The sequence below is a fragment of the Mesorhizobium sp. M0909 genome (genome assembly GCF_040319515.1).
In the GTDB taxonomy this organism is placed as follows: Bacteria; Pseudomonadota; Alphaproteobacteria; order Rhizobiales; family Rhizobiaceae; genus Mesorhizobium.
Genome location: NZ_JAMYOA010000014.1, coordinates 77127 through 100488, shown reverse-complemented (window position 1 = coordinate 100488; position 23362 = coordinate 77127). Strand labels below are relative to the sequence as shown.

Annotated in this window: 23 protein-coding genes; 6 read left to right on the top strand and 17 right to left on the bottom strand. The window is 63.6% G+C overall.

What is annotated here, in order from left to right; translation table 11 throughout:
* The first annotated feature begins 1 nt into the window (after position 1).
* Genes NKH83_RS21475 through NKH83_RS21460 form a run of 4 tightly spaced genes read left to right on the top strand, consistent with a single transcriptional unit; the run spans position 2 to position 3929 of the window.
* Positions 2-1006, top strand: coding sequence for a xanthine dehydrogenase family protein molybdopterin-binding subunit (locus NKH83_RS21475; protein ID WP_254820526.1), 1005 nt, complete (start codon positions 2-4; stop codon positions 1004-1006).
* A 9-nt stretch (positions 1007-1015) separates the two neighbouring features.
* Positions 1016-1912 (top strand): AAA family ATPase, encoded by an 897-nt coding sequence (locus NKH83_RS21470; protein WP_352475465.1) that lies wholly within the window; start codon positions 1016-1018, stop codon positions 1910-1912.
* Positions 1909-3042 (top strand): vWA domain-containing protein, encoded by a 1134-nt coding sequence (locus NKH83_RS21465; protein WP_352475466.1) that lies wholly within the window; start codon positions 1909-1911, stop codon positions 3040-3042. Before NKH83_RS21470 ends, NKH83_RS21465 begins: the two co-directional genes overlap by 4 nt.
* A complete protein-coding gene (locus NKH83_RS21460; RefSeq protein WP_352475467.1) occupies positions 3042-3929 on the top strand; it encodes an amidohydrolase family protein in 888 nt (295 codons plus the stop codon). The genes NKH83_RS21465 and NKH83_RS21460 overlap by 1 nt, the downstream gene beginning before the upstream one ends.
* 245 nt (positions 3930-4174) lie before the next feature.
* Here NKH83_RS21460 and NKH83_RS21455 read toward each other — a convergent pair whose 3' ends face one another.
* The 15 genes from NKH83_RS21455 to NKH83_RS21385 all read right to left on the bottom strand — a co-directional run bounded on the left by NKH83_RS21455 (position 4175) and on the right by NKH83_RS21385 (position 19979).
* Complete coding sequence (locus tag NKH83_RS21455; protein ID WP_352807274.1) at positions 4175-5617, bottom strand: DHA2 family efflux MFS transporter permease subunit; 1443 nt, start codon at positions 5615-5617, stop codon at positions 4175-4177.
* Between the two features lie 224 nt (positions 5618-5841).
* Positions 5842-6642 carry a 3-methyl-2-oxobutanoate hydroxymethyltransferase gene (locus NKH83_RS21450; protein WP_352644886.1) on the bottom strand — a complete coding sequence of 267 codons (801 nt, stop codon included), beginning with the start codon at positions 6640-6642 and terminating at the stop codon, positions 5842-5844.
* A gap of 36 nt (positions 6643-6678) precedes the next feature.
* Positions 6679-6993 carry a MocE family 2Fe-2S type ferredoxin gene (locus NKH83_RS21445; protein WP_287249971.1) on the bottom strand — a complete coding sequence of 105 codons (315 nt, stop codon included), beginning with the start codon at positions 6991-6993 and terminating at the stop codon, positions 6679-6681.
* Positions 6994-7035: 42 nt separating this feature from the next.
* Positions 7036-8124, bottom strand: coding sequence for a fatty acid desaturase family protein (locus NKH83_RS21440; protein ID WP_352799397.1), 1089 nt, complete (start codon positions 8122-8124; stop codon positions 7036-7038).
* Between the two features lie 91 nt (positions 8125-8215).
* Complete coding sequence (locus NKH83_RS21435; RefSeq protein ID WP_352807269.1) at positions 8216-9397, bottom strand: aldose 1-epimerase family protein; 1182 nt, start codon at positions 9395-9397, stop codon at positions 8216-8218.
* 34 nt (positions 9398-9431) lie between these two features.
* Positions 9432-10214, bottom strand: a complete 783-nt coding sequence (locus NKH83_RS21430; RefSeq protein ID WP_254820537.1) for an ATP-binding cassette domain-containing protein — start codon at positions 10212-10214, stop codon at positions 9432-9434.
* Positions 10211-11215: an ABC transporter permease gene (locus tag NKH83_RS21425; RefSeq protein WP_352705182.1), complete on the bottom strand. Its 1005-nt coding sequence runs from the start codon at positions 11213-11215 to the stop codon at positions 10211-10213. The genes NKH83_RS21430 and NKH83_RS21425 overlap by 4 nt, the downstream gene beginning before the upstream one ends.
* Before the next feature lie 60 nt (positions 11216-11275).
* Complete coding sequence (locus NKH83_RS21420; RefSeq protein WP_352705184.1) at positions 11276-12214, bottom strand: sugar ABC transporter substrate-binding protein; 939 nt, start codon at positions 12212-12214, stop codon at positions 11276-11278.
* Between the two features lie 37 nt (positions 12215-12251).
* Positions 12252-13166, bottom strand: a complete 915-nt coding sequence (locus NKH83_RS21415) for a sugar phosphate isomerase/epimerase family protein (protein ID WP_352705186.1) — start codon at positions 13164-13166, stop codon at positions 12252-12254.
* 26 nt (positions 13167-13192) lie between these two features.
* Entirely contained in the window at positions 13193-14281 is a 1089-nt protein-coding gene (locus NKH83_RS21410) for a Gfo/Idh/MocA family protein (protein WP_352807265.1), read from the bottom strand.
* Positions 14282-14316: 35 nt separating this feature from the next.
* Positions 14317-15378: an ABC transporter ATP-binding protein gene (locus NKH83_RS21405; RefSeq protein WP_352807262.1), complete on the bottom strand. Its 1062-nt coding sequence runs from the start codon at positions 15376-15378 to the stop codon at positions 14317-14319.
* Between the two features lie 4 nt (positions 15379-15382).
* Positions 15383-16474 carry an ABC transporter ATP-binding protein gene (locus NKH83_RS21400; protein WP_352807260.1) on the bottom strand — a complete coding sequence of 364 codons (1092 nt, stop codon included), beginning with the start codon at positions 16472-16474 and terminating at the stop codon, positions 15383-15385.
* Positions 16471-17430 carry a carbohydrate ABC transporter permease gene (locus NKH83_RS21395; RefSeq protein ID WP_352807258.1) on the bottom strand — a complete coding sequence of 320 codons (960 nt, stop codon included), beginning with the start codon at positions 17428-17430 and terminating at the stop codon, positions 16471-16473. The genes NKH83_RS21400 and NKH83_RS21395 overlap by 4 nt, the downstream gene beginning before the upstream one ends.
* Positions 17427-18287, bottom strand: coding sequence for a carbohydrate ABC transporter permease (locus tag NKH83_RS21390; RefSeq protein ID WP_352807255.1), 861 nt, complete (start codon positions 18285-18287; stop codon positions 17427-17429). Before NKH83_RS21390 ends, NKH83_RS21395 begins: the two co-directional genes overlap by 4 nt.
* Before the next feature lie 78 nt (positions 18288-18365).
* Positions 18366-19979 carry an extracellular solute-binding protein gene (locus NKH83_RS21385; RefSeq protein ID WP_352475477.1) on the bottom strand — a complete coding sequence of 538 codons (1614 nt, stop codon included), beginning with the start codon at positions 19977-19979 and terminating at the stop codon, positions 18366-18368.
* A gap of 371 nt (positions 19980-20350) precedes the next feature.
* On the opposite strand from NKH83_RS21385, the gene NKH83_RS21380 reads away from it, so the two are divergent.
* The gene (locus tag NKH83_RS21380) at positions 20351-21382 is read left to right on the top strand and encodes a LacI family DNA-binding transcriptional regulator (RefSeq protein WP_352475478.1); all 1032 of its coding nucleotides are present in this window, start codon (positions 20351-20353) and stop codon (positions 21380-21382) included.
* Positions 21383-21406: 24 nt separating this feature from the next.
* The gene (locus NKH83_RS21375) at positions 21407-21691 is read left to right on the top strand and encodes a hypothetical protein (protein WP_352475479.1); all 285 of its coding nucleotides are present in this window, start codon (positions 21407-21409) and stop codon (positions 21689-21691) included.
* A gap of 1 nt (position 21692) precedes the next feature.
* Here the strand turns inward: NKH83_RS21375 and NKH83_RS21370 are convergent, their stop codons facing one another.
* Both NKH83_RS21370 and NKH83_RS21365 read right to left on the bottom strand, forming a co-directional pair.
* Positions 21693-22115: an aconitase X swivel domain-containing protein gene (locus tag NKH83_RS21370; protein WP_352475480.1), complete on the bottom strand. Its 423-nt coding sequence runs from the start codon at positions 22113-22115 to the stop codon at positions 21693-21695.
* On the bottom strand, positions 22112-23359 hold the full coding sequence (locus NKH83_RS21365; protein ID WP_352475481.1) for an aconitase X: 1248 nt from the start codon (positions 23357-23359) through the stop codon (positions 22112-22114). Before NKH83_RS21365 ends, NKH83_RS21370 begins: the two co-directional genes overlap by 4 nt.
* Positions 23360-23362 lie beyond the last annotated feature (3 nt).

Sequence of the window (23362 nt, the reverse complement as noted above, 5' to 3'; positions counted from 1 at the left end):
GATGGCGATCAGGCGCGGACGCGGCGTTGCCGCGATCAACTATCCGACCGGCATGAATCTCGGCGGCGACCCGACCCAGGCGCTGGTGCATTCGACGCCGACCGGCAATTTCATGGTGACGCTGTCGAGTGTCGATCTTGGCCAGGGCATGAAGCAGATCATGGCGCAGATCTGCGCTGAGACGATCGGCGTGCCGACCGACCGTGTCGTCGTAGACACCGCCGACACCGACACCGGTCCGCACTGCATGGGCACCTTCGCCTCGCGTGGCACGCACCGCGCCGGCAACGCCGTCATCCAGGCGGCCAGGGAAGCCCGCCAGGTGATGTTGGAAGTAGCGGCCGAGGAGCTGGAGGTGAATGCGTCGGACCTCGAGACCGATGGCCAGGGCAACATCCTGGTCAAGGGCGCGCCACAAAAATCGATCTCGATCTTCGATGTCGCGCTGTCGGCGCATTTCAAGCGCGGCCGCTCGATTTCCGGCCGCGGCATGTTTTTGATCCCCCGCTCCTATCCCGAAAAGGAAACCGGCGCGATGAAGCCGTCGACCTGCTACGCCCACGCCTGCACGGTTGCCGAGGTCGAGGTCGATGACGAGACCGGCGAAGTCACCGTGCTGACGGTGAAGAACGTCTTTGAGATCGGCCGCGCGCTGAACCCGAAAATGGTCGAGCAGCAGCTCGTCGGCGGTTCGTGGATGGGCATCAGCCATGCTCTCTACGAAACGACCGAGCCCTATTATCCCAACCGCGACCATGGCGGCACCGATTTCAACCAGTATCTGATGCCGGGTCCTGGCGATCTCGCGCAAACCGAGATCATCGTGCTGGAGAGGCCCTCGGCCGACGGGCCGTACGGCGCCAAGGGGCCGGGCGAAATGTGCGCCAACCCCCAAATCCCGGCGGTGGCCAACGCCGTCTTCGACGCCGTCGGTGTGCGCATCGACACGCTGCCGATCACGCCGGAGCGCATCCTGCGGGCGCTGAAGGCGCAAGCATCGAACTGAGTGCTGGAAATGCCCAAGAGAAGCGCCCGGACTTCAAGCGCAGAGACAGTCGCGACCTCGCCGGAGGCGGTGGCGTCCCGCCTCGCCGCCTCGCGCTATCTCGCCGATGAAAGCCTGGCCACCGCCATCTTCCTGGCGATCAGGCTGGGCAAGCCGCTGCTGCTCGAAGGCGCGCCCGGCGTCGGCAAGACGGAGGCGGCCAAAGCGATTGCCGAGGTGCTCGGGCGCGACTTGGTGCGGCTGCAATGCTACGAGGGTATCGATGCAGCACATGCGCTCTACGAATGGAATTACCAGCGCCAGCTGCTCGCCATCCGCCATGCCGGCGAGCACGAGGTCGACATCTACGACGACCGTTTCCTGATCGCGCGGCCGCTGCTGCAGGTGCTGAAGGCGCCGGAAAAGCGCGTGCTGCTGGTCGACGAAATCGACCGTTCCGACCATGAATTCGAAGCGCTGCTGCTGGAGTTCCTGTCCGATTTCCAGATCAGCATTCCCGAGCGGGGCACCATTCGCACGACGGCGCAGCCGATCGTCATCCTGACCTCGAACCGCACCCGTGAACTGGCCGAGGCGCTGCGGCGGCGCTGCGTCTATCACTGGATCACCTATCCCGACGCCATTCGCGAGGCCGAGATCATCGTGCTGCGCGCCGGCGACGTCGCCGAGGCCACGGCGCGCGCCGTGGCTTCCGCCGTGCGCGACATCCGCGCGCGTCCGCTGGCGAAGCCGCCAGGCATCGCCGAGGCGGTCGAATGGGCCAGTGCCGCCACCATCCTCGAAAAGGGCGGCAGCCCCTGGCCGGAAGCCTTCCGCCGCGCCATCGGCGTGCTGATCAAGGATGAGGAGGACCTTTCCTGCATCGCGCCCGAGCTCGGCAAGATTGTCGAGGAGGCGCTGGCGTGAGCGCGGCGGGCCTGCCTCAAGGGGCAGCACCCTTCCTCGGCTTCGGCCGGCTGCTGCGCCGCTACGGCTTCCCGGTGGCGCCCGAGCAGGTCTCCGGTTTCATGCAGGCGGTTACGCTGCTCGGCCCACGCTCGATGGCCGACATCCGCGAAGCGGCCCTCGCCACGCTGGCGCCGCCGCCCGACCGCCGCGACGAATTCGAGGCGCATTTCCGGAGCCATTTCTACGGGGATGCCGCGGCGCTGGTCGAAGGCGACGCCGACGAGGAAGCCCGCATCAAGGACGACGGCAAAACCAGCAAACAAGAAATCGAAGTGGTCCGCCAGGAGGAAGGCGGCGAACTGTCTTCGGCCAGCGAACAGTTGAGCGTCCGCGAGTTCCAGCGCGATCGCGACGGGCTTGCCGCCTTCCGCCGCAAGCTCGCCACCGCTTTGCCCGCCCGCCGGTCCTTCCGCACCGTGCGCACGCATGCGCGCGGCAAGCTCGACCTGCGCCGCTCGCTGCGCGAAATCGTCAGTGCCGACGGCGATATCCCCTCGCCGCTGCTGCGCCGGCGGCAGACAGTGCCGCGCAAGCTTCTCATCCTGATCGACGTGTCGGGCTCGATGAAGCACTACACATCGGACTATCTCAAGCTGGCACACGCGGCGGTGCAAGGCGCCGACCGGGCGGAGGTCTTCACTTTCGGCACACGGCTGACCCGCATCACCTCGGCGCTGCGTATTCGCGACCGCGACCAGGCGCTGGCCCGCGCCGCTGCCCAGGTCGACGACTGGGACGGCGGCACCCGCATGGGTCCAACGCTGCTAGCCTTCCTCTCGGTGCCGCGCTTCTCCGCCTTTGCACGCGGAGCGGCAATCGTCATCCTGTCGGATGCGCTCGAGCGCGGCGATCATGCCGAGCTGGAAATGGCGATGCGCCGGCTGCTTGCCCGAGCCTTCCGACTCTCCCTGGCGACGCCGTTGGCCGGCGATCCGCGTTTCCAGCCGGCAACGGCAGCACTTCGCGCCATCCTGCCGATGCTCGACGACCTGGTCGACGGCTCGTCCATCGCGGGCCTCACCGATTTCATCCTGTCGCTCGCCCGCCCCGCCCCCGTGGCCGCGGCAATCTGGAAGAGGGTTTCGTGATGCAGAAGGCGATTGACGCGCATTTCCACATCTGGCGCCAAAAGGACCAGCCGTGGCTGGTCGGGCCGATGGTGCCGCGCATCTTTGGCCCCTACGAGCCGATCCGCCGCGACTATCCGATCGAGGAATTCCTTGCCGACCAGCAAGGCTCGGGCGTCGAGAAGGCGGTCTATGTCCAGACCAACTGGGCCAAGGAGGATTTCGAGAACGAGGTCGCCTTCCTGCAGAAGACCGCGGAAGAAACCGGCTGGCCGCACGCCATTGTCGGCTATGCCGACATGACCGTGAACGACGTGCGTTCCCAGATCGACCGGCTGATCAAATACCCTCTGCTGCGCGGCGTGCGCATGCAGCTGCACTGGCACGAAACGCCGGCCTTCCGCTTCGCCGCCTCGGTCGATCAGGTCATCGACCCGAAGGTGCGGGCCAATGTCGCGCGCCTCAAGGATTACGGCCTGTCCTTCGACCTGCAGCTTTTCCCCGCCCAGATGAAGGATGGGCTGACGCTCGTCGGCGAGAACCCCGAGACCAATTTCATTCTCACCCACGCCGGCATGCTGACCGGCATGGAGCCCGAAACCACCGAGGCCTGGAAGGCAGGGCTGCGCAAGCTGTCAGCGGCGCCCAACCTCTATGCAAAGCTGTCCGGCCTCGGCACATTCGTCCACCGTAACGATCCGGCGCTCATCGGCTATATCGTCGACAATGCCATCGACATCCTCGGCAGCGACCATCTGATGTTCGGCTCGAACTTCCCGATTGAGAAACTGTGGACCAGCCACGCCGAGCTGATCAGGGCGCACCGGCAGGCCGTGGCAAAACACGGCGCGACCGCCGAGGCGGATGTCTTTTGGAACACGGCGGAGAAGATATATCGGCCGGTGTAGCACCGCCCTTTCCTTCTCCCCTTGTTGTGGGAGAAGGTGGCCGAGCGAAGCTCGGTCGGATGAGGGGTGCTGGAAGGATCGCTACCTCGAAGACGTAAGCACTTTAAATTCCTCGATATTTGCGCGTCACATTTCTCCAACACCCTCATCCGTCTCGGCGCTACGCGCCGATCCACCTTCTCCCCAAGGAGAGAAGGAAAAGCTCCCCGCCTCCGCCGACACAGGTCGGACAACTGCGGCCGATTTCAGCTCCGCAAAACATGGCCCGAGACCTCGGCGCCGGCAACGTTCGGCAACGCCAGAAAGCGGCACGAGGCTGCGAGCCCGATTGCGCCGATCGCCAGGAAGGCAAGTCGGAAGTCGACGAGATCGAGCGCCGCAGCGCCCCTGGCGATCTGCGACAGGTTGAGCAGTGCCGCGGCGACCGCTACGCCGAACAGCATCGCCACCTGTTGCAGCATGCTGGATAACGTCGCCGCCGAGCTGCGCTGCAGTGGGGCCACATCGGCGAAGGCCAGTGTGTTGAGCGCGGTGAACTGCATCGAACGCGACAGTCCGGCGATCAGCATCAGCACCACCACCAACGCTTGCGGCGTCTGCGGCGAAAGCGCCGCGCAGGCCATGATCGACAAGGAGGCGATCACCCCGTTGACGATCAGCACCGAACGGAAGCCGAAGCGCCTCAGCGTCGGCGACGTCACCGCCTTCATGCCGAGATTGCCGAAGAAATAGGCCAGGATCATCATGCCCGCATCGACCGGGCTCAGTCCGAAGCCGACCTGGAACAAAAGCGGCAGCAGGAACGGCGTGGCGTTGATGGCGATCCGGAAAATCGTGCCGGCCGACAGCGTCGAGATGGCGAAGGTCTGCACCTTGAAAGCTGTGAGATCGAGCAGCGGATGGTTGGCGCGTCGCAGATGCCGCACCGCCAGCCAGCCGACCAAAATGCCCGTGCCGAGCAGTGCCACGGTCGGCAACACACCCTTTTGCGGATGCGCGATGCGCTCGAGGCCATAGAGCATCGAGGCGAGCCCGACGGAGGTTAGCAGGAAGCCCGGCCAATCGAGCGGCTTAGCTCCGGCTTCGCGGTCGCCGGGAATGAAGCGGGCGATCAGCGCCAAACCGGCAACCCCAAGCGGGATGTTGATGAAGAAATTCCAGTGCCAGGAGAGATAAGTGGTGATGAAGCCGCCAAGCACCGGCCCGACCACCGGCGCAAACAGCGCCGGCCAGGTGATCAGCGCCGTGGCGTTGAGAAGCTCGGATTTCGGTGCATTGCGCAGCACCAGGATGCGGCCGACCGGCGTCATCAGCGCGCTGGCCAGGCCCTGCACCGCGCGGGCGGCAACGAACTCGGCCAGGTTCTGTGAGATGCCGCAAACGAGCGAGGCCAATGTAAACAGCGCGATCGCCGCGAGGAAGATGTTGCGCGCGCCAAAACGGTCGGCGAGCCAGCCGGACAGCGGCACGAACACCGCCATGGTCAGCATATAGACGGTGATGCCGATGCTCATCGCCACCGCGGGCACGCCGAAGGATTCTCCCATCTGCGGCAGCGAGGTCGAGATGATGGTCGAATCCAGAAGCTGCATGAAAAAGGCGACGGCGACGATCAGTGCCACCCGCCGAGCTTGCCGCGCCGCCGGCGCGGTTTCGGGCAAGGCTTTGTTTTCGGGAATGGCGGTCATACACAGACTGTCCGAAGGGGAATTTTCACCCGCTCCATCAGCAACCGCGCAATTGTCCGGCAAACCGATGACGCACCGGTTTCAACAGCATCTGGCCGGTGCCGTCCAGACCTGGTCCAACAAACTTTCGTGTGGCATCGCAGCCGGCCATGCGATGACCTGGCCCTGGCGCCGAACCGGCTTTTTACGATCCGCGATGACGCTTTGTGCCTGCTGGGGTGTCTTTATGCGGCTTCGATCTTCTCCAGGAACAGGCTGAGCTGGTCCGGGTCCATGTGCACGACGTGTCTGTCTTCGGGATACGCCAGGCTGTTCACATCGGCGACATATTCGGAGAAGGCAGCGATGCGTTCGGCCTGCAGGCGATCGTATTCGGCGGCGAAATTGCGATAGACCTTGGAATGGCGCGGCATGTGGCCACGGTTCTGGCCGAGGATGTCGTCGGCGAACAGGTATTGCGCATCGCAGCCGGTGCCCGCCCCCATCGACAACATGATCAGCGACGTCCGCTCCGAAATCGCCTTGGCCACCTCGACCGGCACCACCTCGATCTCGGCGCCGATCGCGCCGGCGGCCTCCAGTTGCTTCACCGCCTCGAACACCTGCATGGCGGTATCGGCGGTCTTGCCGACGGCCTTGAAGCCGCCGGTCCAGGTGGCGCGTGACGGGATGAGACCGACATGGCCGATTACCGGAATGGCATCGTCGGCCATCCGCTTGATGGTGGCGTAGCCGGCGCTGCAATAGACCGCATCGGCGCTGGCCTTGTAGAGCCGGAACGCCCAGCGGACGAAATCATCTGCGGTGCCGATCTCGAAGAAATTCTCGCCCGGCATGGTGAACAGGCTGGGTGCCGCATCGCGGTATTGCGGATTGAGCACCAGCTCCGGCGGCACCGAGACGATATCGACGCCGGCGCGTTCGGCGGCCTCGGCCTCGTCCATCGTCAGCACGCGCAGCATCGTCAGCTGCCGCTTGCCCTTCAGGGCACGCAGGTCTGCAACGGTCGGTCTTTTCCGGCTCATGGATTTTGGTCCCTTTGCTACGTGACAGAAGGCCGGTCAGGCGATCTGGATCATCACCTTGCCAGCTTCCACCTTGACGGGATAGGTCTGCAGATTGACACAGACGGGAGCCCCTTTGGCCTGGCCGGTTTTGTAATTGAAGCGGCCATTGTGCTTTGGGCATTCGATGATGTCGTCCATGACAAGCCCGTCGGCCAGATGCGCCTTCTCATGCGTACAAAACCCATCGGTGGCGAAGAATTCATCGTCCGGCGAACGGTAGATAGCGAAGGTGCGGCCGCCATGATCGAAGCGGATGACGTCTTCCTCGTCGACATCGTCCACGGCGCACGCTTCGACCCAATCGGCCATCTCTGCTTCTCCCGAAATTTCTGCGTTGCGCTGCTGCGGTGCCTATTCAGCCGCCGCCGACATGTTCACTTCGTGGAACTCGCCACGATAGGGCCTAGCCGTTGGCGGCAGTTCGCGCTTGAGGAAATAATCCTCGTATTTGAGCTGCCTGAGCAGGACCGGCCAGACCTCGCGATAGGCATGCCATATCGACGGGTTCGGCTCCGGCAGATCGTGCTTGATCAGTTCGTGCAGCCTGGGCAGCGCGTGGTAAGGCACCATCGGAAACATGTGATGCTCGACGTGGTAGTTCATGTTCCAGTAGATGAACCGGCTGATCGGGTTCATGTATACGGTCCTGGTGTTGAGCCGGTGATCGACGACGTTGTCGGCCAGACCGATGTGCTGCAGCAGGCCGGTCATCACCATGTGCCAGGTGCCGTAGAGGCGCGGCACGCCGATGAGCACCACCGGTATCCACGACCGCATGAAAACGGCGAGCGCGATCGTGGCGACGTAGATGGCAATATGCCAGCGCGCCGCGATGACGGCCTTGTGCTGTTCCATCTCGGGAACGTAGCTTTTCTCGTCGGGCGTCAGCTTGCCGAACGCCTGGCGTACCAGCGCCGGAAGCGAATAGCGAAAATCGAGAATGCCGGTGAAAGCCAGCGCCGCACGCAAAAGGTCCGGCGGGCGCATCACGGCGATCTCAGCGTCGCGCCCGACGATGATGGTGTCGGTGTGGTGGCGGGCATGGCTCCAGCGCCAGGTCACCGGGTTGCGCATCAGCATGAAGCTGGCGATCTGGTAGACGACATCGTTCATCCAGCGCGTGCGGAAGGCAGTGCCATGGCCGCATTCGTGCCAGCGCGAGTCGCTGGACGAGCCGTAGAGCACGCCGTAGACGAAGAAGAACGGCACGCACCACCAGGTACCCCAGAAATAGATGGCGCCGGCGGCCGAGCCGAGGATGGCGACGATCCAGATGATCGTGTCGCGGATCGCCGGGCCGTCCGAGCGCTGCATCAACTCCTTGATCGCCTTGCGGGGAACATCCGTGTGGTACCACTCCGCCGAGGCCAGTCCCGTCTCGATCGCCCTGCGCGTGCTTTCGCCGACCAGGCTGTAATCGCGCTTTACCGTGCCAGCCATTGTGACCTCCAATTCCCGATCGGCCGCGAGCCCTCCCCGCTCCGGCCGGAGCCAGCCTCCCAACTGGTGTCTCGTATCCTATTCGCCATTATCACGACCTGCCTCCAAGAACAGGAAAACGGCCCGACGGCTGCGGATAATCCTGCTGCGGCTGTCTGGCAATCGCCGCGATCCGGCTTTCGGCGGCGGCGATCTCGCCGGCGCCGTCGAGAACCCGGAACACCGCATCGTAGGTGCGGCTCTCGCCGTGCTCCAGCCAGATCATCTCGCCGCGTTCGCGCGCCGCCAGATTCCCAAGCACATGATGCGTCGACGGCTCGATGCCAAGCGCGTACTGTCCGGCCTGGAAGTTCTGCCATTGATAGGCGCAGGGCAACTGGTCCTTGCGCGTGACCACCTCGAAACCGAGGCCGAGCCTGTCGTTGACCACCGCCACCGGGACTTGGCCGGTGCTGTCGGCGCCGAGTTCGTGCTGCCAGACCTGTTCCTTGAATCCCGGTTGCGGCGCCGGCACCGTGCGGTAGCCGACCTTCTGCGCTTCATAGCGCTCGCCGGCATGGCCTGCCCAGACGACGTCGCGGATCGGCGCCAGGTAGCGCGATCCCTCGTCGAGCACCGGATGACTGACATTGACGTGATAGAAATACATATGAGGCGTCCGGTTGAAGCCGTGATTGACGACACGGTCCGAAAGCCGGATCTCGTTGCCGCCGACATCGGCCTCGATGCGCCGCAGCAGGTGCAGATCCTCGCCGAATACAGTCGATTGCTGGACGATGCCTTCGGCCCACAACACGCAGTGGTCGCCGTCCCAGGTCTCGCCGTAGCCGGTCAGCCGCGCCGGGATGGTGCTGACGCGGCCATGCAGCGAGTGGCGCACCGTCTTCTTGGGCGGATAGTTGTAGGTGTCGGCCGGTACCTCGTTCATGAACAATATATGGTCGAGGCCGCAGGTCAGCAGAAGGCCGGAAAACGACCGCCCCCAGGCCAGGCCCTCCTCGCCTTCGTATTCGTGCAGGCCGGGATGGCGAAAGCCGCTCGGCGAATGCCAGCCGATCGCCTGGCCCCTGAAGTCGCAATCGGCGACATCGAGCGCCCGGTCGACCAGTGCGGTGAAGCGCAGGCCGGAGCCGGTGCGGAATTCGAGCATGCGGATGCCGCGCTCCACCCCGTCGCCAAGCGTCATCAGCCGCACGCCGGCGAATTGCGACAGCATGCCCGAGCGTTCCGAGACCTGCCGGCGCGACAGCGTCTTGCCGTAAAGCTCTACCATGTGACGGCCAGTTCCTTCACTTTGCTCCCGTCCTTCACTTCGCTCTCGTCTCCTTGAGGAGGGCCGACATGTCGGCGCCGGTGATGATGCTTTCCACGGTCAGCAGGTCGGTGTCTGCGACTGTCTGCTCGGCGACGATCTCGCCACGGCGCATGACGATGATGCGGTCAGCGACCTGGAAGACGTGATGGATGTTGTGGGTGATCAAAAGCACCGAGTGACCGGCATCGCGCACCTCCTTGACGAAGCGCAGTACGCCGTGTGTTTCCTCGACGCCGAGATTGTTGGTCGGCTCGTCGAGGATGATGACCTTGGCGGCGAACTGCATGGCGCGCGAGATGGCGATCGACTGACGCTCGCCGCCCGACAGCGTTGAGACCAGCGCATCGGCGTCGAGTTTCTTCGAGATGCCGACGCGCTTCAAAAGTGCCGAGGCGGCATCGCGCAATTGAGCGAGATCGAGCGGCGCGAACACGCCAAGCCATTTGAGATTGACCGGCTCGCGGCCGAGGAAAAGATTGCGCGCGATGCTGAGATCGGGAGCCAGCGAGGTGTCCTGGTGGATGGTCTCGATGCCGAGATCCATCGCGTCGCGCGTCGAGCGGATGGAGACCTTCTGGCCGCGCACATAGATGTCGCCGCGATCGACGGGAAAGACCCCGGAGATCGCCTTGATTAATGTCGATTTGCCGGCGCCGTTGTCGCCGAGCAAGGCCACCACTTCGCCCTCGTTGAGCGTGAAGGAGGCGCTCTTCAGGGCGCGGACGCTGCCGAAGGATTTTTGCAGGTTCTGCAGCCGAAGCACTTCCATGATCAGCTCCTGGCGGCGTTCTTCTGCAGCAAAGCGTGCAGGATGAGCATGGCAAGGATGATGACGCCGACGAAGATGTTGTAGGCGAGCCCTGGCACGCCGATCAGCACGATGCCGTTGCGGATGCTGCGCAGCATCAGCGCGCCAACGATGGTGCCGAAAATGGTGCCGCGCCCACCGGTCAGCGCCGTGCCGCCGACGACCACCATGGCGATCACCTCCAGCTCATAGCCGGTGCCGGCCACCGGCGATGCCGCCGAGATGCGGAAGGCGCTGATCATGCCGGCGAGACCGGCCAGCACCGAGGTCAGGATGAACAGCCAGATCTTGACCGCATCGGCCGGCACACCACGCGCCACGGCAGCGTTACGGTTCGAGCCGATAGCGCTGATCCAGTTGCCGAGCTTGGCGTAGCGCAGCACATAGACCGCCAGCAGCGACAGGCCGATGAACCACCACAGCGAGGTATAGAAACGGAACGTTCCGATACTAAAGCTGCCGGCCAGCAGCGTCACGAAGAAGCCTGGCTGGTCCCAGGACTTCAGCGGAAAGCCCTGGGTGATGTAGAGGGCCGCGCCTCGCACCACCAGCAGCATCGACAGCGTCACCAGGAAGGACGAAATGCCGATCTTGGTGACGATCAGTCCGTTGATCGCACCGATCGCTATGCAGAGCACCAGTCCGGCCAGCAGCGCCACGCCGATATCGACCCCGCCGTTCTGCACCAGCAGCATGACCACGACCGGCGCCAGCCCGAATACGGCACCGACCGAAAGGTCGAACTCGCCGGCTGTCAAAAGCAGCGTCATGCCGAGCGCGATGATGCCGAGCTCGGGCAGGAACGCCATCATGTTGGAGATGTTGAGCGGCGACAGGAAATTGGCGTCGGCGATCGCGAACACCGCCAGCAGGACAATCAGGATGACGAGCGAAGAGAACTGCGGCGAGCGCATCAGGCTCGACCTGCGTCTGGCACGCGGCATTTCCTCTTCTGCAGCAATTGTCATGACAGCTCGAACCATACGCTAAGTGACGCCCGCCGCCTGCGCGGCGAGCGTCAGTTCCAATCACTTGTTGTAGAGTTTCAGGATCGGTTCGACGCTCGAGGCGTCGTAGAGGCTGAAGGTGTGGATGTCGTAGCCGATCGGTTCGCCAGCGGCGGCCAGCCCGAGCAGCGCCACCGGCATGAAGCCTTGCGCCGAGGGAAACTGCCAGGCAGCCGCGTTGATGAACCCAGACTTGACTGACTCGGCCGTTTCCTTCGAATTTCCCCAGCCGACGACCGGGATCTTGCCGGCCGGCACGCCGGCGCCGTCGAACACCCGCTTGACGCTGGCCGCAACGGAATCGCCGAGCGCGATGATTGCCGGCGGGTTGTTGGCGACCATGTAGTCGGTCATCTTGGCGATGATGCCGGCCGGATCGGTGCCGCAATCGACCACGTCATATTTGATGCCGAGCGGATCGAAGACGCTGGCAATGCCTTCGGTCTCGAGCTGCTGGTAGCTGGCGCCCGGCACTTCGACCGGCAGGAACACCTTGTCGCCTTGCTTCACCATCTTGTGGTCCACCAGATACTTCGCCCAGATGACACCGGCTTCCTTAAGATCGGCGCCGACGTAGGCTTGCCGGCCGGTCGCCGGATCGTCGGTGTTGAAGAACACGATCGGGATACCGGCAGCCTTCGCCGCCTTGACCTCCTCGGTCCACAGGCCGGGCTGCGCCGAGGTGGTGGCGATGCCGTCCGGCTTGGCGGCCAGCGCCGAGTTGAAGGCTTCCTTCTGCGCCGCCATGTCGCCCCCGCTGAACGAGATCTTGCAGGTCACCTTGAGCTGGTCGCACGCCTTGGTGGCACCGGCATTCCAGTCGATCCAGAAGGCGTCCGACGGGCCGCCATGCGACAACAGGTAGAACGTCTTCTGGGCATCCTGCGCCACCGCCGAGCCCATGGTCACGCCGGCGAGCACGATCGCCGCAGCCGCGATTTTCAACGCGAGTTTCAACATTTCTCTTCCTCCCTTGTTTCGTAGCCGAACCGCGCCGTCACAGTCCGTTGGCGCGGAATTTCCCGTCGAGGAATTTCTTGGCGCGCGGCACGTCGTCTTCCGAAAGATGCTCGATTATGACCGGAATGTTCGGATGCTTTTCGGCCAGCCGCTTGAGATAGAGGTCGTAATTCAGCGAACCGAGGCCAGGCGCCGGCAGCTCGATCTCGCCGACGCCGCGGAAAGTGTGGCTCTCCAGCGCGTCCTCGTCGCCGATGTCGGCGTGCTTCTCCGACTTGTCGCCGCCAGAACGCTTGACGTCCTTGGCGTGGGCGATTTTGATCTTGTCGGTCAGCGTGTCGAACACCTGGTTCAGGATCTGGTCCATCCTGTCGATATTGTGCGTTTCGAAATAGTTGGTCGGGTCCATCAACAGGCCGAGGCCTGGGTGGTCGACCTGCGCGAACATCCTCACCGTCTCCTCGACCGAACCGACGACATTGTTGACATAGGTTTCGAGCAGGAACACCGCGCCGTGGTCGTAGGCGGTCTGGGCAAGGTCGGCGATGATCTTGCGACATTCTTCAAAACCTTCCTCGGTCTTGTTCTTCGGGTGATGCACCCAGTCGGACTCGGTGTTGTAGGTACCGGTTTCCGAGATCACGTAAGGGGTGCCGAAATGGCGTGCGTTACGGATGATCTCCTTCAGATAGCCGACGCGCCGCTCGCGCTCGCCCAGGTCCGGATGGATGATGTTGGTGTAACCCGATACGCAGCAGATCGGCAGATTGTGGTCGCGAAACGTATCGCGGACGGTCTTGGCCTTGTCCCTGGTGATCTGTCCGGCCGACAGGTCGATGTCCCTAAAATGCAGGTCGAGCTGCACGGTGTTGAAATCGAGCGCACGGATCTTCTGCGCGGTTTCCTTGAGGCCATACGGAAAATAACCCGTGAAAATACCTGCCTGCATCATGGTGTGAAGTCCTCCCTGTAAGTGATTCAGTCAGTTGATATTTCGGAAAGTTTGACCGTCCGGCCCTTGTCGATGGAGCGGTAGCCGGCTTCGACCAGCGCCATGGTCTTGACGTTGTCGGCGACGGACAGCGCCGGCGGCTCGCCAGTCTTGACCGCGTGCTGGAGCTGCTCCATGACGCCGATAAAAGCATGCGGGAACCACTTCGTGCCCCAGCTGGGTGTCACCCATTCACCACCGGTGGTCTCGGTCGAGGCATAGGTCAGCGTCGAGGCAGCGCCAGTCGGCCAGCCGATGGTGCCCTTGGCGACGCCCTTGGTGCCGTCGACCCGCCAGTTGATGTGCTGGTCGTCCTTGTAGCCCTCCTGGCGCGGCCCGGACCAGACATCCTCCAGCGATACGGCAAGCACACCGGACGGGAACTTGATCGTCGATACTGTGATGCCGTCCGAATGGTCGAAGCGGGTGCGCGGGTCCTTGCGCGTCAGGGTGGTGATCTCTAGGGGATCGCCGAACAGGAAGCGTAGTACGTCGAGATGGTGAACGCTCATATTGGCGAGCGTCAATCGGTCATAGTCCTCGAGGAAGCTCTGCCAGTGCGGGATCGCATGCATGTCGATTTGGGCAAAGACGATGTCGCCGAGCGCGCCGCTGTCGATGACCTGCTTCAAGACGCGCATCGACTGGTCGTAGCGCATGTTCTGGTTGACCGAGAGGATCTTGCCTGCCTTGGCCGCCTCGTCGCGAAGTTTAACGGCCTCTTCAAGGGACAGCGCCAATGGCTTCTGCGCCAGGATCGCCTTGATATGTGACTGCTTCAGCGCATGGCGGATCAGCGCCGGCTGCTGGTCGGGCGGAAAGGCAAGATCGATGATCTCGACGTTCTTGTCCTCGATGAGCTGTTCCGGCGTGTCGTGGACGGTCGGGATATCCCAGCGTTTGGCGACCTTCTCGGCGCTGGCCTTGGTCCGCGAGGCAATCGCCACCACTGGGAAACCGGCTTCCTTGTAAGCGGCAAGGTGGCATTCGGCCATGATCATGCCGGCGCCCACGCAGCCGATCCTGTATTCCTTCGCGCGGACCTTCACGTCCGGCTCGAAACCTTTGCTCACCATGTGTTCCTCCCGAAGCTCGTTTCTTGCGGCCGCCGTCATCGTGCCAGCGCTCCCCCGCCTTGGCCGAAATAATGCACTCTGGCCGGCTCGCAGGATATCGCCACCATCGCGTCCGGTCTGATGTCCGGCTGGCCGCGCAACAGCGCCCGCAGACGCGCCTGCCCGGCGGCGAGCGTCACTACGGTGTAGCCGCCGAGCGGCTCGACCTCGAACACTCGCGCCGGGCGGCCCGCGCCCCCCTCCGACCAGGCCTTGACCTTGATGTCTTCCGGCCTGAGTCCGATTTCGACGGCATCGGCCGGCGCCGCCTTGTCCGCGATGCGGATCGTGCCTTCGGCCGCCTCCACGCCTTCAGCGCCGTGCACCGACTTCAGTATGTTCATCATCGGCGAGCCAAGCAGCCGCGCCACATAGGTGCTGGCCGGCCGGTCATAGATCTCGGCCGGCGCGCCGATCTGCCTGATCTTGCCGTTGTCCAGAATGGCCATTCGGTCGGCGACTGACATCGCCTCTTCCTGGTCGTGCGTGACATAGATCAGCGTCTTGCCGAGCTCGCGCTGGATGCGCTTCAGCTCGACGCGCGTCTCCTCGCGCAGCCGGGCGTCGAGCGCCGAGATTGGATCATCCATCAGATAGGCGGCGGGATCCCGTACCAGCGCGCGGGCAATCGCCACGCGCTGCCGCTCACCGCCGGAAAGCTGTGCTGGCGGCTTGTGCAGGATAGGGCCGATATGCAGCTTGGCCGCGACGTCGGCGACGCGCTTTTCGATCTCGGCTTCGGCGACCCGGCGTTCGACCAGCGGAAAGCGGATGTTGTCGCGCGCGCTCATATGGGGAAACAGCGCCAGGTTCTGGAAGACCATCGCGACGTTGCGTTCGGCCGGCGACAGGGCGTTGACCGGCTTTCCGTCGATCAGGATCTCGCCGGCGTCCGGTGTCTCGAGCCCAAGCACCAGGCGCAGCACCGTCGACTTGCCCGATAGAGGCGGGCCGAAGAAGCAGAAGAACTCATTGTCGTTGACAGTGAACGAGGCGTCATCGACGGCGAGCGTGTTGCCGTAGCGTTTGGTCACATTGCGGAAGACGATATCGGCCATGGTCTCAGCCCGCTCTCAAGGCAAGGCCGGTGGCGGCGTCGAAGACGCGGACCGCCTCCCCCGCAGGTGCGACGACGGCTGTCTGCCCGATCGCCAGCCCGACATCATTGTCGAACACCGCCTTAACCGCGGTTTCCCCGTCGCCAAGGTGGATGATGGTGCGCGCGCCGATCCGCTCGACGAAACTCACCGGCATCGACAGGCCAGGGCCGTGTTCAGCCAGCTTCACCTGCTCCGGTCGAAAGCCATAAAACACCTCGCCGCGCATCCGGCGTGCGGCATCGGCGATCTCGACCGGCAGCGGCGGCGTCGCCCCGAGCGGGCCGAGATCGACGACCAAGCCACCGTCGCTTTCCGCCAGCCAGCCCTTGAGCAGGTTCATGCCCGGCGCGCCGATGAAGCGGGCGACGAAGACATTGGCCGGATCGTTGTAGACCTCGAGCGGCGTGCCGACCTGCTGCAGCACGCCATGGTCCATCACCGCGATGCGGTCGGCCATGGTCATCGCTTCGAGCTGGTCGTGGGTGACGTAGACCATGGTCTGCCGGAACTGCCGCTGCAGCTGCTTCAATTCGGTCCGCATCACCGCCCGGAAGGCCGCGTCGACATTGGAAAGCGGCTCGTCGAGCAGGAAGATCGCCGGCTCCATGATCGCCGAACGGCCGATCGCGACCCGTTGCAATATGTTGACCGAAAGCCGGTCGGCCTTGCGGTCGAGCAGCGGCGTGAGCTGCAGCATCTCGGCAATGGCGCCAACGCGGCGGTCGACATCGGCCTTGGGTGCGCCGCGCATTTTCGGCCCGTAGGCGAGGTTCTGCCGCACGCTCATATGAGTGAAAATCGCGTAGTTCTGGAAGACGAAGCCGACGCCGCGCCGTCCCATAGGCACGCCGGCCATGTCGCGCTCGCCGAACAGGATCTTGCCGCTGGTCGGCTCTTCCATGCCGGCGATCATGTTCATCGTCGTCGATTTGCCGCAGCCGGACGGCCCGAGCAGCGCTATGAACTCGCCGTCGGCGATGGCCAGATCCATCGTCTTCAGCGCGGTGAAGTCGCCAAATTTCTTGACCAGGTTTTGCAGATGGATCGTGCTCATGCCGTCACCTGGCGTACCCGGGCCATGCGTTTCATGGCAAACACCGCGGCGATGGACAGCACGATCAATATGGCCAGCGCGATTGCCGCCACATAGCCCCAGATCAGGTCCTGGGTGGTGAGCTTGTAGATGTAGACGGAGATGGTTTCGGTAGCGACGCCGGGACCGCCGCCGGTCATGATGTAGAGCGTGTCGAAGATCTTGAAGTTCTCGATCACCCTGATCGCCAGCGCGATGATGATGATTGTCTTCATCTTCGGCAGCACGATGGTGACGAATCGCTGCCAGGGGTTGGCGCCGAGCAGCGTCGCCGCCTTGATCTGGTCCTCAGGCACGCCGACCAGGCCGGCAAGCAGGATCAGGAACATCAGCGGCGTCCACTGCCAGATGTCGGCGACCATGACGGCGATGAGTGCCAGCGTCGGGTCCGACAGCCAGGCGATGGTGACGGGAAAGCCTGAGATCCCCGACAGGATGTCGTTGACCGGGCCGCCTGATTGAAACAGCATGAAGAACATGTAGCCGGCCACCGCCGGCACCACCATCATCGGCATCAAGAGGATCGAGTAGAAGATCCGTTTGCCCGGAAACTCGTCGGCAAACAGCGTCGCGAGCGCCAGCCCGAGCAGGAACTCCGTCGGCACGCAGACGATCATGACGATGGCTGTGCGCTTCAGCGCGCTCCAGAAGCGTGCGTCGACCGCAAGGTCGGTGTAGTTGGCGAAATTGTTCCACATCGACCAGGCATTCCACCAGCCGGTGCCCGACAGCGGCGACCAGTCGGTGAGGCTGATATAGAGCTGCATCAGGAGCGGGAAGACAGCGATAAACAGCACCAGGATCTGCGCCGGCAGGGTCAGCCGGAAGCCGAGCCGTGCGCCCTCGTCCGGCAACACCGACGCCGCTTTGGAGCCTTGCATGTCGCCCTCCGAAATCGTCGCTGCCACCGCGCTCATTGCTTGAGCGCCCCGAAGGTCAGCCCGCGCACCAGATGGCGCTGGATGGCGATGCCCATGATCACCGGCGGCACCGCGGCAATCAGGCCGAGAGCAGCCTTGGCGCCGTAGAGCTGTCCGGTCATCGAGGAGGACAGCGAGGCCATGTAGACAGGGACTGTCACCCATTCCCGCGTCGTCAGAAGCAGCGCAATCAGATAGTCCGACCAGTTGAGGATGAAGACGAACAGCGCCGCACTTGCCAGCGGCGCGCGCATCATCGGCAGCGTGATGCGGGTGATGACGCGCCACCGCGAACAGCCTTCGACAAGTGCCGCCTCCTCGATCTCGCGCGGCATGTCGTCGAAGAAGGTCTTCATCAGCCAGAAGGCGAAAGGCAGCGTGACGATGCCATAGATCAGCGACAGCCCCCACCAGCTGTCGGTGAAGTTGAGGAAAGCCCACATAATCATCACCGGGGTCATGACCGCCATCGGCGGAAACAGGCGAAGCTGGATCAGCGCCAGCGGCAGGTTCTGGCCCGAGCCGAAGCGCGACAGCCCGTAGGCCGCCGCGGTGCCCGCCGACATGGCGATTGCCGTGCCGAACGTGGCCGACAGCAGCGACGACAGGATCGGCTTCAAAGCTGTGCGGTCGAGCGCGACGATCAGATTGTTGGTCGATTCCCCGAAGACGAAGCGGAAATTGCTGAGTGTCGGGTTCTTCGGCCACCAGGTCAGGTCAGCGCCGGTCGCCGACCATTCGGCGATCGGCTTGAACGCCATCGACACCATCCACAGGATCGGCACCAGCGTCACCGCCATCGCCGCAAGGATCGCGGCATAGCGGAATATCTCGAAAGGAACTGAACGCTTCATCTTGCGGCTTTGCTGGGTCCTTCGTTGGCGAGGGGAAGAGCGGCCGCTCCTCCCCTCCTTGGTAAGATCCTGCGAGGATCAGGCGATCGGATCGAGGACGGTCGGCCAGGCCTCCTTGTTGGTCTTGATGGCTTCGAGAAGCTTCTCCTCGCCGGTCCGGCGGGCAATCTTCTTCCACTCGGCCTCGGTGTCGGCCATCGCCTGCTCGGCTGTCTTGGCCTTGGTCAACGCGGCGACGAGATTCTCGTCCAGCGCGTTGTGGAAGGCGGTGGCGCCGGGATAGTTGATGGTGGGCACGGTGCGGGCGACCGTCTCGCGCACCACGTCCATGTGGTAGGCGTGATAGGTCTGGCGAACCAGCGGATCGGAGAAATCCGACAGCCGGAACGGATCGAAATAGCCGCCCGGATTGGCGGTCATCCAGGCGTAGATGCGGCTTGAACCCAGCCACTGCAGGAACAGGTAGCAGGCTTCCGGGTTCTTGGCTTGCGAGGAAACCGACGCCGACAGGTTAAGCCACAGCACCGAACGGCTGACCAGTTTTCCGTCGATCTCGCGGCCGGGCGGCAGCATGGAGCCGATCTTTCCAGTGACAGCTGAATCCTTGTTGCCGGCATTGTCGAGGAATTTCGGCAGGTTGGAGAAGGCACAGGTCATGGCCGCACCGCCCTTGGCGAAATTGCCGTACTGCTCCGGCCAACCCCAGGAGATCGCATCCGGTGAATGATGCGAGAGCGACGCAATGTACTCGCTGGTCGCTGCGATACCTTGCTCCGAATTGATCAGCGGCTTGCCGGCATCGTCGAACAAGAACTGATTGGGCGAAGCCATTGAGACATAACGCTGATACCAGTTGGTATAGCCCCAGCCCTGGTTGCGCAGATCGGTCGAGCCGAACAGGCCCTTGTCCGGGCGCTGGAAGAAGGCTGCGATCTCGTCATGCTGCTTCCACGTCTTCGGCGCCGCCAGTTCATACCCGTATTTGTCGGAGAAGGCCTTCTTCTCGGCTGCGTCGCCGAACAGATCGGTGCGGTAGACCCAGGTCTGGAAATCGCCATCCAGCGACACGCCGTAGGTCGAGCCGCGATACTGGTTGAGCAGCGACACGCCCTTGGCGCCGTTGACGTAGCCACGCTCGGGATCGTCCCATTCCGGCTTATATTGTGCAACGAAGTCGTCGAGCTTGAGGATGCCGCCGGTTTCGGCGAGGTCGCCAAGACGGTTCCATTCGACCGCGTAGATGTCGTAGGCTCCACCCTTGGTGGAGATGTCCTGCATCGTCTTGGTGAATTCCTGGCCGTTGGGCACACCGACGATCTCGAGCGGAATACCGGTTTCCTTCTCCCATAGATCCTTGATCGACGGCGCGCCCGCCGGAAACGGCTGCGTCAGCTGGCCAATCGAACCGTCGGACAGGCCGAGCACGATCTTCGTCGGCGCCTTGCCGGCGCCCTTCATCGCCTTGGCTGCCTCGATGGCGCGGCCCTCGGGTGTGTCGGCGCCATACTGATAGCGCTCCGAGCCGTCGAAGCCGGTCGGGCCACCGATCATGCCGGGCGCCAGGGCATCGGCCGCATAGGCACGGCTTGGGCGAATGAATTTCGGCGCGATACCTGCGGCGGCAACAAGCACTGCCGCCTTTCCACCGGACGCCAGCAAACGGCGCCGCGACACGCGGATCAAATTCGACATTGGAAATCCTCCCTCAGGGCCTTGTTCCTCCACGGCCCTTATGATGGATATTGACGGCATTGCACCAAGGCTGTCAACATCATAAATAGTCAAGACACATCATAATATCTCAAGGGAGGGGAAAATGGCGTTTATCAAGGCTCTCGCACCGAAGCCGGTGCTTGAATTTGAGGGAACCAGGCCTGCCCACCTCGCCGCTTTGGTCCGCTTCGGAATTTGGTCTAGCGCAGCGACTTGCGGATCGGCCAAGGCCGGTTACATCATTTCCCATCAGAATCGGGAGCGGCGATGAGGCCGCTCTCCGACATCGGATCTATGGAAATGCGTAATCTCGATGCATTTTTGGCACATTTGGAATGAGGTGATCGACAGTGCGGTCCACCCTGACAGACATAGCCCGGGAAGCCGGCGTTTCCGCCGCCACGGTCGACCGTGTGCTCAACAACCGCGCCGGGGTCAGGGCGCGCACTCGCGAGGTCGTGCTCGAAACGGCACAGCGGCTTGGCTATATCGCTGAAAATTCAAACAATCCGAGCTCGCTCAACGCGCTGCGCGGTGAGGTCATACGGCTCGATTTCGCCCTGCCCGCCGGCACCAATTCCTTCATCAAGATGCTGCACCGCCAGATCGAGGCGCAGGCGCAGTCGCGGCCTGACCTCGACGTCCGCGTCGCCACTATCGAAGGCTTCAATCCGGATCGGCTCGCCCGTCTGCTGCAGGAACTGCACGGGCAGACGCAAGGCGTTGGTGTGATCGCGCTCGACCATCCGACGGTGCGCGAGGCGATCCGCTCGCTTTCGGCCAGCGGCGTCAAGGTGGTCACCCTCGCTTCCGACATCCTGCATGTGCCGAGGGTTGCCTATATCGGCATCGACAACCGCGCCGCCGGCCGGCTCGCCGGCTACCTGCTCAACCGCTTCATGGGCGCAGGGCGTCCGGGCAAGGTCGCGCTGTTCGCCGGTTCGCTCTCCTACCGCGGCCACGAAGAGCGCGAGATGGGCTTCCGCCACATACTGACGGAAGAATCGCCCAATCTGCAGATCGTCGAGATGCGCGAAATGCTCGACGATCGGGAAAAAGCCTACTCTGAGGCCTCCGCCCTGCTGGACCGGCACCCGGACCTAGCCGCCATCTACAATGTCGGCGCTGGCAACACCGGCATCGCCCGCGCGCTGAAGGAACGCGGGCGCGCGCTGTCGACGGTCTTTCTCGGCCATGAGGTGACGGAAGGCACCAAGGAGCTTCTGCTCGACGGCACGCTCGACGCGGTCATCGACCAGAACCCGCGCGTCGAGGCCCGCGAGGCGCTCAACACCTTGACCCACGCGGTCAAGGGCTTGCCCTACGAACTGCACCAGCCGAGGCTGCAAGTGATCTTCAGGGAAAGCATCCCGGAGATCTGAACCCAGGTGAATGGCCGGGGTTTCGTGAATCGTGCCGGCGCGCTTATCGACGCCAAGGTCGTCAGCGTCGTCTATTCTGGCCAGCCGCTGAACAACAGGATGTTGGAAGACCAGCTCACCGTTGGCGCGCAATATCTCAGCGTTGGCAAGATCACGCGCACCAACCGCAGCAAACCGGACGAACCGGCGCTCGTCGATGACGGCTTCGATCTGGTCAACGTCTTTGCCACTGGCGCACCAACGGCCACGCCAAACTCGATTTCAGCGTCGACCTGGCGGCGGGGCGCGGCAGGACTGATGGCCGGCTAGACTAGAGCTTGCTCACCATCGCTTGCGCATCTTCGCCCAGATCGATAGCGATCCGGTCGCCGGAGGCAATGCCTGATATGTCGCAGACGACCAGCGGCATGCTGATTTCGTAGAGGAATTCGGCAACGATGGCGCCGACGGCAAGGATCGGGTCCGGCCGCTCCAGGATAATACCGGCCGGCGCCGTTCCTCTGAGGATCGCTTCGGCCAGAACCGAAGACGAGGACGACGACCCCCGCCCGCTCGGCATCACCAGGATCCTGCCGGCGATATTGCCGCCCAGGTCCGGATGCGAATGGTCGATGATGTCGCCCGTTTCGACGTCGATCCCGCCCCAGAAGCTGAGCGCCTGCGAAAGCACCAGCGCCGGGCCTTGTGCGGAGCCGGCAAGGTGGAATGTACCGGTTCTGGCCGGCGCCTTCATGGCGCGCCTCGCACGACGCGGCCGGCCGCGGCCGAGCGGACGCAGTCTTCCATGTCGCCGAAGGCCACCGAGACACCGATGTTGCCAGGTGCGTAATGCGCCCATTTGCCCGAATTGGTCATCACCACGCCGTCGAGACGCTCGAGGATCGACGTGACATAGGTGCAGGTGTCGGTGACCGGGACAAGGCCGAAGGCTTCCATGCCGGCCAGTGCGCCTTCGTCCTGCAGTCGTGTCAGCGTGGCACGCCCTGTGTTGACATAGATCGGGACGCCCCTGCCCGGCGCAACTTCGCGCAGCAGCGGCAACAGGCGCATCCACTCTTCATGGGAGAAATGCGGCGTGCCTAACGACACGGCTGCAAGCTGCACGCCGTCGGGGACGCTCGACAGCCTGGCCAGCGCATGGCGGATATCAGCGCGAGAGATCCGGATTTTTTCCTCCGGCGCCAGGCCGTGCAACGCCTCATCCAGCGTCGTCGCCTCCGGCGTAATGCCGACCGCATGAAACAGCGCCACAGCGCCCGTCGTTGCCGCCGCCGCCCCCAGCGCCTTCAGTTGGTCCTCGTCGCGCGGCTGCGGCAGGCCTGATATGACAGGAATGCGGTCGCCGCTCTTTTGCCCGACAAGTAGTCCGACACCCACGAACAGGGCGTCGCTGGGCTCGAGGCCGCCAGTCAGCTCGAACAGGATCTGGCCTCGTCGATTTTCACTCAGATGCAGCCCCCAGGCCGGCGCGCGTCCGGTCATTGCGCAGCATAAATCGATGAAATCGCCATAGCGGTTGGTTCGCGCCCCGATCACCGAATTGGCAAAGACGATGGCGTTGGACTCACCCCAGGCTATCTGCTCGCCGAACCTTGGCCGGAACCGAGTCTGATAGGGTGCGCAGGTGAAGGTCGCCTGGCAGCCGAGGTCCAGATGCGCCATCATCAGGCGTCGCGCCGGCGCTTCTGGCGACATCGGCATCTTCACCAATCCGGGATGGATGAGGTCGAACGAACCGACATTCAGCGTCGTCGGCACCCGAACGCGGCCGCCGCCCTCGATCAGCCTTTCGACGAAATCGAGGCTGGCCTGGCCGTGATAGAGGCAGCCGTCGATATGGGCACCGGCAACATCCAACAACTTGCGCGCGCCGACCGCCTTCGCGAAGGCGACCAGGATCTTCATGGCGGCAGCCGCTGCCGAGCCTTGCTCGCCATGCAGCATCGACTGGTCGCCGGCCGTCAATTCCAGCGTCATCGG